Source organism: Pseudomonas sp. Y5-11, from assembly GCF_022368695.1.
Taxonomy (GTDB): Bacteria; Pseudomonadota; Gammaproteobacteria; order Pseudomonadales; family Pseudomonadaceae; genus Aquipseudomonas; species Aquipseudomonas parakoreensis.
This window is the reverse complement of the sequence record NZ_CP058974.1, coordinates 800078-812494: the sequence shown is the minus strand read 5'-3', so window position 1 is coordinate 812494 and position 12417 is coordinate 800078. Positions and strand designations below refer to the sequence as shown.

The window sequence follows — 12417 nt, the reverse complement described above, 5'->3', positions numbered from 1 at the left end:
ATGCGGTAAGCCCGCTCAAGGCGTAGTTCACGTTCCTATCGCGACATCCTGAAGGGCTAGGCCTTAAGGTGGTTCAGCCTTTCAAACGCGATTTTTTAAAGGGGCAGTAAGGAAAGACATGAATTACAAAGTGAGGGTTGCTACACCATCTGATGCCCCTGCCATCCAGATTATCTATGCTCCAATGGTTTGAACTCAGTCATCTCGTTCGAGCTGATACCACCGACTGTTGATGAGATGGCATCAAGAATAACCGCAACACTACCGCCGCATCCCTATCTGGTAGCCGAGGTGGAGGGCAACGTCGTTGGATACGCTTACGCAAGCGAGCATCGAGCGAGAGAAGCCTATCGATGGTCGGCGGATGTCACCGTGTATGTTGATCCGGCTGTGCACCGAAAAGGGGTTGGTCGTGCGCTTTATCAGCAGCTTCTACCAGTTCTAGAGAAACAGGGGATTCATGCAGCCTATGCCGGCATTGCCTTACCCAACGCAGGAAGTATAGGTATCCATGAAGCACTCGGGTTCACCCACATCGGCACCTACCCAGAGGTTGGGTTCAAGCACGGCCAATGGCATAGCGTGGATTATTGGCGTAAACCGATTTGTGCTGTGACGCCGCCAATAGAAATCATCCCGTTCAGTGAGATAAAGGGAGAGTTGAGAAACCAGGTGTGAGGCGACCTGGCTACTATTCGTCGCCATCGGTACCAGGCTGTTCGCTGAGAGCTATGCTTATGGATGATTCACGTTCGAGTCAGTTTACCGACCGGCTGGAGGGATGAATGAATTTGGCGGCGTTTACCTCGCTGCTTTCCGCAGGCGAAAACATAAACGGGTGCCCACTCCCCGATTTAGATGCAGTGACATTCGCAGGTCTGCATTTTCCTTCCCGTGCATATTGCCTTGTTGCTGATTGGGTAATCTTGGATCTCGAAGTTACAACACGTCAACGAATAGCCATCACCGATAGAGGGCTTATCCCTGCCTTGGTTTACGCATTGACGGTTATCCAAGATAGAAAAGGTCGTTTTGCGCCTGGTGATTGGGTCAGATCAACGTTGGGGGTTTCCTTCACTCACAACTGCTTGTTTGAGACGAAAAATACGGTTTATGTGCTTATGGGAGCCGGCCGTAGGTTGCGCACAGATTTAGACATCGCACTGAGCTTGTGCTGAAGACCGCAGATTATGCTGCTCCCCTCCTGACCGCTTACTTCAGTTGTTGGTGTCACACTATGTTGGGAGCAGCCCGGCCCTGTATTTGAAGCGCAGCCCATCTGTGTCAATCTATGTTGCTGTTGTCTTTATCGCGAATCATCCTACAGACCCCGATTTACGCGATGGGTTGTGTCAAACTATGTTGTTGGTACCCAGACCCGCAAAAATCGCAGCCTCGGCTGCGATTTTTGTATCCGACTCGAGGGCATCCATGGACCGATTCCAGGAAATGCAGATCTTCGCCACGGTGGCTCAGGAGCAGGGCTTCTCGGCAGCGGCGCGACGCCTTGGCTTGTCCGCCGCCAGTGTCACCCGCGCGGTTGCAGCGCTGGAGCAGCGCATCGGTACGCAGTTGCTGATTCGTACCACGCGCAGTGTGCATCTGAGCGAAGCGGGTCAGCGTTATCTGGAAGACTGTCGGAGAATTCTCGCCGAGGTGCAGGAAGCCGAGGATTCGGCGGCCGGCAGTCACGCCCAGCCCCGTGGGCAATTGACGGTGACTGCGCCGGTATTGTTCGGGGAGCTGTTCGTCACACCGCTGATGACGACTTATCTGACGCAATACCCGGACGTTTCGATCAATGCGCTGTTGGTTGATCGGGTGGTGAGCATGGTCGAGGAGGGCATCGATGTCGCGGTGCGCATCGGTGAGTTGCCGGACAGCAATCAGCACGCGATCCGGGTTGGCGAAGTGCGACGGGTGATCTGTGCGTCGCCGGCCTATCTGGCCCGGTACGGCCGCCCCGAGCATCCACAGGCGCTGGCCGGCGCGCCGGTGGTGGCGACCTCGGCCATCGGCCAGTTGCGCAGTTGGCCGTTTGTGGACCAGGGCGAAGCGATCAGCGTGCGGCCTGAACCGAGGCTGGTGGTCACCGCTAATCAGGCGGCGATTACTGCGGCCTGTCTGGGCTTGGGGCTGACCCGGGTGTTGTCTTATCAGGTCGCCGGCAAGGTGGCCTGCGGCGAGCTGGAAATTGTCCTCGCCGACTTCGAACTGCCGCCGCTGCCGATCCATGTGGTGTATCAGGGCGGACGCAAGGCACCGGCGCGGGTGCGCAGCTTTGTAGACCATGCAGTGAAAGCCTTGCGAGAGCATCCGGCGCTGCAGAACGCGGCGTTATTTCATCCAGTGAAATAATCGATTGCGATTGCTGGTGATTCTGTTGCTTTGAGGATGGGGGGAAGATGGCCTCCATCGGCGCTGCCATCCCGAACGGCGCCACCTCCAGCGGAGTCGACCATGCAAGCGATCAAACTCTACAACTTCCCGCGTTCCGGCCACGCCCATCGGGTGGAGCTGATGTTGTCCCTGCTGCAACTGCCGACCGAACTGATTCTGGTCGATCTGGCCAAGGGTGAACACAAGCAGGCGCCGTATCTGGCGATCAACAGTTTCGGCCAGGTGCCGGCGATCGACGATGACGGCGTAGTGCTGGCCGACTCCAACGCGATTCTGGTGTACCTGGCGCTCAAGTATGGCAATGGTCGCTGGCTGCCGACCGATCCGCTGGGTGCGGCACGGGTGCAGCGCTGGTTGTCCGCCGCTGCCGGACCGATTGCTTTCGGACCTGCTGCTGCCCGATTGGTGACGGTGTTTGGCGCACAGTTGAATGCTGAAGAAGCGATTACCCGTGCGCACAACCTGCTCAAAGTGATGGACGTGGAACTGGGCAAGACCCCCTATCTTGCCGGCAGCGAGCCGACCATCGCCGACGTGTCCGCCTACAGTTATATCGCCCATGCGCCGGAAGGCAACGTGGCGCTGGACGACTACGCCAACGTGCGTGCCTGGCTGGCGCGGGTTGAAGCCTTGCCCGGTTTTGTCGGCATGCCGCGCACGGTCGCTGGTCTGCAAAAGACTGCCTGAGGTTCAGCCCTGATCTGATCGAGTTATCCACAATGCGCCGGCGGCGCGGGGAGAGGCGTGATGGAACGTTCACCGTGGCACGCTGGCGAGCAACAACTGCAGGCCCATGTCGGCGTTGCCGAGCGCATGGAGGCCTTTGGCCGAAAAGTGATTCGCGACTGGATGCCGGATCAACACCGCGGCTTTTATGAGCAATTGCCGTTCATGCTGTACGGCGCGGTCGATGGTGACGGGCGTCCATGGGCCAGTGTGCTCGAAGGCGCGCCAGGGTTTGCTCATTCGCCTGATCCCGGGCATCTGCATTTCGCCAGCCAACCCGCTGCTGATGATCCAGCGCAATTGCGCAATGGCGAACCGATCGGATTGCTCGGCATTGAATTGCATACCCGTCGCCGCAATCGCCTCAACGGTCATGTCGCCAATCTCACCGAGCAGGGTTTCGAGGTGAGCGTGGATCAGGCTTTCGGCAACTGTCCGCAATACATCCAGCTACGCCAGTTCCAGCGCGTACCGCTGAGCGATCCGCAGACGCGGCCAGCGCAGCACGGCAACGGTCTTGATGACGCGGCCCGGGCGATGATCGAAGGCGCCGACACCTTCTTTGTCGCCAGTTACGTCGATGCCGACGGACAACGTGCGGTGGATGTTTCCCATCGTGGCGGGCAAGCCGGATTTGTCCGGGTCGAAGGTAATCGCCTGACCATCCCGGATTTTGCCGGCAACCTGCACTTCAACACGCTCGGTAATCTGCTGCTCAATCCCAAGGCTGGTCTGCTGTTCATCGACTTTTCCACAGGCGATGTGCTGCAACTGAGCGGGCGGACCGAAATCATCCTTGAAGGGCCGCAGATTGAAGCGTTCCAGGGCGCCGAGCGTCTGTGGACATTCGAGGTCGAGAAACTCGTGCGGCGTCCGGCGGCACTGGCCCTGCGCTGGCGCTTCGACGGTATGTCGCCCACCAGCCTGTTGACCGGCACCTGGGCCCAGGCGGACGCACGTCTGCAGGCCAAGGCTCTCGGTGACCGCTGGCGGCCGCTGCGGGTAACCCGTATCGAAAGGGAGAGCCAGCACATCCGCTCGATCTATCTGCAACCGGACGACGGTGCAGGGATGCCAGTGTTTCAGGCCGGCCAGCATCTGCCGCTGCGCTTCACTCTGAACGGGGAAACGCATATCCGCACCTACAGCCTGTCGAGTGCGCCATCGGATGATTTCCTGCGCATCAGTGTGAAACGCGAGGGCTTGATCTCAGGCCATTTGCACCAGCAGATCCGGGTCGGCGATGTTCTTGAGGCACGGGCGCCACAGGGGCACTTCACAGTGGTGCCGCTGGAACAACGGCCGTTGGTGCTGCTGGCGGCGGGGGTTGGCATTACACCGTTGCTGTCGATGCTGCGCGAGGTGGTGTATCAAGGCCTGCGCACTCGGCGGATTCGGCCGACGTGGTTGCTGCAAAGTTCGCGCAGCCTGGCCGATCAGCCATTTCGCCAGGAACTTGATCGCTTGCTGGAAAGTGCTGGCGACGCGGTGCGGGTGATTCGCCTGCTCAGCCAGCCGGAAGCCGACGTGCATGAAGGCGTGGATTTCGACCGCCGTGGGCGTATCGACGGGGCACTGCTGCGTGATCTGCTGGAGGTCGAGGATTACGACCAGATCGATTTTGCTGTGTGTGGCCCCGGCGCTTTCACCCAAGGTGTCTACGACGGTCTGCGCGAGCTGGACATTCGCGACGCACGGATTCACGCCGAAACCTTCGGCCCGTCAACGCTCAAGCGCCTGCCGGACCCGGATGCGGTGGTCATCGAGCAGCCACCGGCCGCGATCACGTCAGTGCCGGTGATGTTCGAGCGTTCTGCCAAGGAGGCGCGCTGGCAGCCGGACGGCGGCAGTCTGCTGGAGCTCGCAGAAAGCCGTGGCCTGCGCCCCGAGTTCAGTTGCCGGGGAGGTTCGTGCGGCACCTGCAAGACACGCCTGGTCAGTGGCGCGGTGAATTATCCACAGCCCCCGGCGGACATGCCGGAAGCGGGGCAGGTGCTAATTTGCTGCGCGGTGCCGGCGCAGAGCGAACAATTGCTGGTGCTGGATCTGTAACGCAATTCCCCTGTAGGAGCTGCCGCAGGCTAAGATCTTTTGATCCTGGGTTTTTACAATCAAAAGATCTTAGCCTGCGGCAGCTCCTACAGAGGATTGATGTGTTGTGGTGGATCAGGCGTAAGACAGGTCTTTCTCTTCGAGCAGCTCCTGATACAACGCGGTCCACTTGCGGCCCATCTCGTCGGCGGTGAACAACTGCCGGTACCGCGCCTCGGCCTTGATGCCCATGGCCGCCGCGCGTTCGGGGTTTTCCCAGAGGGTACGCATCGCCTCGCGAAACGCCTGTGGATGACTCGGTGGCACCACCAACCCGGTTTCGTTGTGGATATTGATGTAGCTGGTGCCGGTGCCGATCTCGCTGGAGATCATCGGTTTGCCGTACATCGCGCCTTCGAGCAGCGAAATGCCAAACGCTTCGGAGCGCAGATGCGATGGGAATACGATGGCGTAGCTCAGTTGCAGCAGGGCGACCTTGTCCTCATCGCCCAGACGCCCGAGGAAGTGGATATTACGCAGTCCCAGCGCGGCAGCCTGAGCATGCAGTTCCAGTTCCAGCGGCCCGGCACCGACGATGACCACTGGATAATCCACGTCCTTCAAGGCATCGAGCAGGATGTGCAGACCCTTGTAATAACGCATGACCCCGACGAACAGGAAAAACTTGTCCCCAAGCTGTTGGCGCCAGCGATTCATGCGGTCGCTGTCGGCCTGTGGATAACCCGCCTTGTTCAAACCGTATGGAATCACCCGGGTCTTGTCCTGGAACTGCTGCAACACGTCGCTGGTGTGCAGGTAGTTCGGCGAGGCCGCGACAATCCGGTCGGCGCTGGCCAGGAAGCGGTTCATCAGCGGGCGGTAGAGTTTGAGCAGATGTTTTTGGCGAATGATGTCGGAGTGATAGGTCACCACGCTCGGTTTGTTCAGGCCACTGGCAAAGTGCACCAGGTCCATGAAGGGCCAAGGAAAGTGGTAGTTGATCACATCGGCTTCGGCCGCCAGTTCGCGAAACTGTTTGAACACGCTCCAGGAAAACCCGGTGGAGGCGAACTGGATGTCGAGTCTGGCGCGATGCACTTCGTGTGAGCCGAGTTGCATCACGGGAGGGGTCGGGTCGGCGCTGAGGGTCAGCACCTGACCATCGATGCCGTGATGCGCGCCGCTTTCGCAGAGCTGGAAGATCACTTGTTCGATGCCGCCGACCGAATCTGGCAGGTACGTCTTGAAAAAATGAAGAACTCGCATTCAGCCTCCCATGGCCTGGCGGTAGGCACCGGCGGTGGCCTGTGCGCAACGTTCCCAGGAAAATAGCCGCGTCCTGTGCAATCCGGTTTCTCGGCAGGCCTGCCAATGCGCTTGATCGTCGATCAGGCGGATCAGCGCATCACGCAAGCCCTGTGCATCATCAGCTTCAATGTAGTTGCCCGCCGCGCCGGCGACTTCCGGCATGGCTGAAGAACGGGTGAGAATCACCGGGGTGCCGCTGGCCATGGCCTCAAGTACCGGCAAACCGAAGCCTTCATACCGCGACGGAAACACCAGCGCCCGGGCGCCGGCCAGCAGTTGCGCGACCTGTTCATCCGGCAGATAGCCGAGCAGGCATACGTGACCCGACGCGAGGGCCTGGCGCAGCTCATCGCTGAACTGCGTCTGCTGCCAACCGGCCATGCCGACGATCAGCAGTGGAAAACGCTGGCGCACGGCCTCCGGCAGCAGGGCATGGGCGCGCAATGCCAGGCTCAGATTCTTGCGCGGCTCCAGAGTGCCGACACACAGGAAATATTCGCGCGGGGCAACGGCATGTGCCTTGAGCACCGCTTCGAGGGCGTCGGGTTGCCGTGGGTGGAAGCGTTCGGCCACACCCAGTGGCGCCACCACAAAACGCTCGGCCGGCAGACCGAACCAGGCTTGGGCCTCGTCGGCAATCGCCTGCGAGTCGGTGATGATCCGTTGCGCCTGTTGCACGCCAGCCGCCAGACGCCGTTCGATTTCCTTGAGGCGCGCCAAGGGCTGGGTCTCAGGAAAGTGCAGATGGGTCAGGTCGTGCAGGGTGATCACGGTCGGGCCATCGAAGGCCAGCGGCCACAGGCTCGGCTCGTGATACAGGTCGATGCCTTGCGTGCGGCCCTGATCGAAACGTTTCTGTTCCAGCCAGCGCCGCGCCTGATAGGCCCCGGGGATCTGCCGCAGCAGTGGCGTCAGGCGCGAGTAGCCGGGCATGGCCGCTTCCGGCAGGGCCGAGCTCCAGCCCCAGCCGTGGAACAACGCCACTTCGACATCGGTTGTGTCGCGCAAGGCGCGGACCAGTTCGGCGACGTAGTGGCCGATGCCAGTGCGTGGCGCCTGAAGAATCCGCGCGTTAAGAGCAATGCGCATGCTGGCCTTCGGATGCGGGCAGTGGATGGTTCAGGTTGCGCTCGATACGCTGCACCAGTTGTGCGCTTGCTTCGCGCCAGCTCAGCCAACGCCATTGGTCGAGGCTCAGAGATGCCGGAAACTCACCCGAGCGCTCCATCCCGAGCACCAGGTCGGTAAGGCTCTGCGGATTGTGCAGGTCGAAATACGCCATGTAATCGCCGCCGATTTCGCGGAACACCGGAATGTCGCTGGCCATCGCTGGCAAGCCGCGTTGCATGGCTTCCACCAGCGGCAGGCCGAACCCTTCAACATGCGACGGGAATACCAGCGCGGTGGCGTGGGAGTAGGCATGCTCAAGGCTTTTGTCCGACAGCGAGTTGAACATGAACAGGCGACGGTTCAGTTGTGGATGCTGGCGGATCCGCTCGATCAGCGCCTCGCACTTCCAGCCGATTTTCCCGGCGATGCACAAGCGCGCCGTGGAGCCAGCCGCCCAGGCACGTTCGAAGGCATCGAGCAGGTAGGCGTGGTTCTTGCGCGGCTCGATGGTACTGACCATCAGGAACACCGGCTCCGGGGTCTTGAACAGGTTCAGCAGGTTGCGATCGACCTCGGCTGCGGCGTCGGTCAGGTCCAGTTCGGAACCCAGGTGGAAGTAGTCGAACCAGCGCTGCTGGACCTGTTGCGTGCCGATCCGGCGCAACATCTCCTGGCGCACCTGATCACGAATGGTGGTCGAGATCGCGACATAGCCATCGGCCGTGCGTGCAATCCAGTCGAACCAGTCATTGAACACCTTGACCAGACCCGCGTCGCAAAACTGCGGATGGGTCAGCGGGATCAGGTCGTAGATTACCGAAACGATACCCACGCCATCGCGTTTGAGTTGTTCGGCCAAGGGGAAAAAGTTGGCGTGCCAGGAGGAATCGAGCAACACCAGTTGATCGCCGGCCCGATGTTGCAACGGCACACAACGCTCGGGGATCGGTTTGCCCTTGAGCAGGCGCCCGAGTACGCGCATCGGCAGGCTGAAACAGGCAAACGCCATGAGCCGGCAGAGCACGTACAGCACTCGCCGGGCGAAATGCGACTGGCTGAAAGGCCGGCGTCGTTCCAGAGCGCGATGGCGCAACCAGAAGCTGTTGGCCCACTGTTCCAGCTTCACCCGCAGGCTGGTCAGATTGATTGTCGGGGTTTTGATCGGCGCCAGGCTTTTCACCTCATACAGGGCACCGTCGAGCATCACCACCGGGATGCATTCGCGCTCGGCGTTGGTTTCTGGCAACTGTTGAATGACGTTGCGCACCACGCGTTGAATGCCCGAGTTGGCGGACGGGTGTTCGAAAACGTAGGTGCACTCCATCAACAGTCGTGTCATCGCGAGATCTCCTTGTCTGCCTGCTGCGCCGGGTGTTCGCTGGAGCGGCTGATCTCGGTCCGGGCCTGCAGCCATGAGCAACCGACAAAGTCTTCCTGACGGTTGTTGATGACGTGGAAGACCAGACCGTAATCGCGCCATTCGAAATTGCGATCCAGATGCGAATCCAGACGCGACAGGCTCAGCGCCACCGAATAGCTGCCCTTGCCCAGGCGCATATCGAAGGCGAAGCGGAATGTCACCTGTTCACCGGCGCTCAGGTCGCTGATCGCCTGGTCCTGGCGATGGGTATTGATGCCGTAGATCGCCTGGCCGAGGCGATCCTTGATCAGAAAGCCCAACACCAGACGCTCGATGTCTTCGCGCACCTCGGTCTGCACTTCCAGCACCACTGGCTGGCCGACTTCCGCCACTTCCAGGCTGCGCCCTTGAGCGTCGAGCAGGCGCACGCTGACGATCCCCGCTTCACCAGTCCCGGAAATGGTCTGCACCTGGCCGTTGGCGAGCATTTCCTGGCGCACGATCTGCCCTTCGCGTTGGGCGAGCATGGCGTTGTAGTAATCCATGACCTCTTCGGGTTTGCCCCTCATGGCCAGGCGGCCGTTCTCCAGCAGGATTGCGGTGTCGCAGATCGACTGAATCGCCGAACGGTCGTGGGACACGATCAACAGCGTGGTGCCAGCCTTGCGAAAGTTGCGGATGCGCTCGAAGCTTTTGTGCTGGAAGTAGGCATCGCCCACCGACAGCGCTTCATCGACGATCAGGATGTCCGGACGACGTGCGGTGGCAACGCTGAAAGCCAGGCGCATCTGCATGCCGCTGGAATACGTGCGCACCGGGTGATCGATGGCTTCGCCGATTTCGGCAAAGCTTTCGATCTGCGGCATCAAGGCTTCGATCTCTTCGACCTGCATGCCCAGTAACTGGCCGGCCATGAACGCGTTCTGACGCCCGGTGAAATCCGGGTGGAAACCCATGCCCAGTTCCAGCAGCGCGGCCACGCGACCTTGCAGTTGAATCTGCCCGCAGCTGGGTTGCGTGGTGCCGGTGATCATCTTCAGCAGCGTACTTTTGCCCGCGCCATTGACCCCGACGATACCGACGGCTTCGCCGGGCTGAATCTCGAAATCGATGTCCTGCAGGATCCAGTGCAAGTGGTGCCGGGTGCCGGAAAACGGCACCAGCCACTCGAACAACCGGCTCCAGCGATTGGGGTATTGCTTGTAGGCCTTGCCCAGGCCGCTGACGCGTATATGTCCCATCAGAGTTCATCCACCATTTCGCCGACACGTTGCCGGAACAGGCGCAGGGCCATGGCGCAGAACAGCAGGCCGAGGATCAGCAACGGCAGCAGCGACGGCCAGTTCGGCCACTGGTTGTAGAGGAACACGTTCTGGTAGCTGGTCATCAGTGCCGTCATCGGGTTCAGGCTGATCAGGTGCTGGATGCCCGGCGGCAGGATCGACAGTGGATAAACGATGGGGGTCAGCCAGAACCAGAATTGCAGGCAGATGCCGAACATCTGTCCGACATCGCGGAAGAATACGTTGAGGATGCCGAGGATCATCCCCAGCCCGGCGGCGAAGATCACCTGCACCAGCAACAGTGGAATCAGCGCCAGCAAAGCCATGCCGGGCAGGCGCCCGCTGATCAGCAGAAAACCGAAAAACAGCGCCAGGATAATCGCGAAGTTGATCCCGGCGTTGAGCAGCGCAATCACCGGCAGGCAGATCCGCGGGAAGCTGATTTTCTTCAGCAGGTTGGCGTTTTCCAGAAACATGCTCTGGCTGCGCGAGGTGATTTCCGCGAACAGTCCCCAGGTCAGCAGGCCGGCGCACAGGTACACACTGTAGGCCAGGCCGTCATCCACACCCGGCAGGCGCGCGCGCATGATCTGGGAAAAGATCACCGTGTACACGACGATCATCGACAACGGGTTGAGCACGGTCCACAGCGCGCCGAACAGCGAATTGCGATAACGCGCCTGAAACTCCCGCTTGACGCTGCCGAGGATGAATCCGCGGTAGCTGCGCAGCGAGCGATACAGGGAAAGCAGCATCAAACCGTCCTGCCGTATTGGTCTTCGAAGCGCACGATATCGTCTTCACCCAGGTATTCGCCGCTTTGTACTTCAATGATCACCAGGTCGATCACGCCGGGGTTTTCCAGGCGATGGCGGTGCCCGGCGGCAATGAACGTCGATTCGTTCTTGGCCACCAGATGCGTGCCGCTGCCGTTGTTGGTGACCTTGGCCATGCCTTCGACCACCACCCAGTGTTCGTTGCGGTGATGGTGCATTTGCAGTGACAGCTTGCCGCCGGGCTTGACCACGATGCGCTTGATCTTAAAGCGCGGGCCTTCCTCTAGCACCGTGTAGGTGCCCCACGGACGGCTGACCGTGCGATGCAGGCGGTAGGCTTCGTGGGACTTGTCCTTGAGCTGCTTGGCGACGCGCCGCACATCCTGGGCACGATCGGCGTGGGCCACCAGCACGGCGTCGGCGGTGTCGACGATGATCAGGTTATCCACACCCACGGCGGCCACCAGCCGGCCTTCGCTCTGCACGAAGTTGTTGTGACTGTCGATGAACACCGCTTCGCCGCTGGCGCGATTGTTGTCGGCATCGGCCGGTACCAGTGCTGCCACGGCGCCCCATGAACCGATGTCGCTCCAGTCGAAACCGGCGGGCACCACCACGACCTTGTCCGAGCGTTCCATCAACGCGTAATCGATGGAGATGTCGGTGATCTCAGCGAACAGCGCTGCTGACAGTTCCTGTTGCAGACAGCCGACGGTTTCCACCGGGGCGCTGGCCTCCATGCAGGCGCGGGTCTGCTCCAGCAACTCCGGTGCGTGCAATTGCAGCTCGTTGATCAGGGTCGCGGTGGTGAAGCAGAACATGCCAGAGTTCCACAGGAAGTTGCCGCTTTCCAAATAATGCGTGGCGGTTTGCAGGTCAGGCTTTTCCACGAAACGCTGCACTTTTGCCGCGCCTTTGGCATCCAGTGGCGCGCCGGTTTCGATGTAGCCGAAGCCGGTTTCCGGGGCGGTCGGCAGTACGCCGAAGGTCACCAGATAACCGTCCTTCGCCAGGTTGACCGCGTGTTCGACGGCGCTCTTAAGGGCTTGCTGATTAACGATCAAATGGTCGGCGGGCATCACCACCATGATCGCGTCGTCACCGTGCAACGCTTGCAGTGACAAGGCCGCCGCAGCAATCGCCGGGGCGGTGTTGCGCCCGGTCGGCTCCAGCAGGAAGTGTCCACGATGGCGCGATACGTGGGCGGCGCAATAGTGATCCTTGCTCTGGAAGTAGTATTCGCGGTTGGTCACCGTAACGATGTCGCCCCAGCCGTCCAGCAATGCGGCGGCACGCTGATAGGTCTTGCCCAGCAGCGACTGGCCGTCGGGCAGGGTCATGAACGGCTTGGGATGGCCCTCGCGGGACACCGGCCACAGACGAGTGCCGGCGCCGCCGGACAGAATCACGGGGATCAGCATGG

The 12417-nt window shown here is 60.7% G+C and carries 10 protein-coding genes and 1 pseudogene; 5 read left to right on the top strand and 6 right to left on the bottom strand.

Translation table 11 applies throughout. The features are described 5' to 3' along the window. Positions 1-118 precede the first annotated feature (118 nt). From HXW87_RS03645 to HXW87_RS03625, 5 genes and pseudogenes are all read left to right on the top strand, one after another. Positions 119-678, top strand: a pseudogene (locus tag HXW87_RS03645) (arsinothricin resistance N-acetyltransferase ArsN1 family B). Between the two features lie 107 nt (positions 679-785). Next, entirely contained in the window at positions 786-1178 is a 393-nt protein-coding gene (locus tag HXW87_RS03640) for a hypothetical protein (protein WP_140396033.1), read from the top strand. A gap of 253 nt (positions 1179-1431) precedes the next feature. Beyond that, positions 1432-2358 carry a LysR family transcriptional regulator gene (locus HXW87_RS03635; RefSeq protein WP_239778449.1) on the top strand — a complete coding sequence of 309 codons (927 nt, stop codon included), beginning with the start codon at positions 1432-1434 and terminating at the stop codon, positions 2356-2358. A gap of 102 nt (positions 2359-2460) precedes the next feature. After that, on the top strand, positions 2461-3087 hold the full coding sequence (locus HXW87_RS03630) for a glutathione S-transferase (RefSeq protein ID WP_131670793.1): 627 nt from the start codon (positions 2461-2463) through the stop codon (positions 3085-3087). Between the two features lie 60 nt (positions 3088-3147). Further along, positions 3148-5178, top strand: a complete 2031-nt coding sequence (locus tag HXW87_RS03625; RefSeq protein WP_239778448.1) for a pyridoxamine 5'-phosphate oxidase family protein — start codon at positions 3148-3150, stop codon at positions 5176-5178. Between the two features lie 114 nt (positions 5179-5292). Here the strand turns inward: HXW87_RS03625 and HXW87_RS03620 are convergent, their stop codons facing one another. The 6 genes from HXW87_RS03620 to HXW87_RS03595 are packed head-to-tail and all read right to left on the bottom strand — an operon-like array spanning position 5293 to position 12415. Next, a complete protein-coding gene (locus HXW87_RS03620; protein ID WP_239778447.1) occupies positions 5293-6423 on the bottom strand; it encodes a glycosyltransferase family 4 protein in 1131 nt (376 codons plus the stop codon). Beyond that, positions 6424-7554 carry a glycosyltransferase family 1 protein gene (locus HXW87_RS03615; RefSeq protein ID WP_239778446.1) on the bottom strand — a complete coding sequence of 377 codons (1131 nt, stop codon included), beginning with the start codon at positions 7552-7554 and terminating at the stop codon, positions 6424-6426. Further along, entirely contained in the window at positions 7538-8914 is a 1377-nt protein-coding gene (locus HXW87_RS03610; protein ID WP_239778445.1) for a glycosyltransferase family 1 protein, read from the bottom strand. The genes HXW87_RS03615 and HXW87_RS03610 overlap by 17 nt, the downstream gene beginning before the upstream one ends. Continuing rightward, positions 8911-10176, bottom strand: a complete 1266-nt coding sequence (locus HXW87_RS03605; protein WP_047297370.1) for an ABC transporter ATP-binding protein — start codon at positions 10174-10176, stop codon at positions 8911-8913. Before HXW87_RS03605 ends, HXW87_RS03610 begins: the two co-directional genes overlap by 4 nt. After that, the gene (locus HXW87_RS03600) at positions 10176-10973 is read right to left on the bottom strand and encodes an ABC transporter permease (protein WP_047596956.1); all 798 of its coding nucleotides are present in this window, start codon (positions 10971-10973) and stop codon (positions 10176-10178) included. The genes HXW87_RS03605 and HXW87_RS03600 overlap by 1 nt, the downstream gene beginning before the upstream one ends. Further along, complete coding sequence (locus HXW87_RS03595; protein ID WP_182403153.1) at positions 10973-12415, bottom strand: mannose-1-phosphate guanylyltransferase/mannose-6-phosphate isomerase; 1443 nt, start codon at positions 12413-12415, stop codon at positions 10973-10975. The genes HXW87_RS03600 and HXW87_RS03595 overlap by 1 nt, the downstream gene beginning before the upstream one ends. Between the last annotated feature and the right edge of the window lie 2 nt (positions 12416-12417).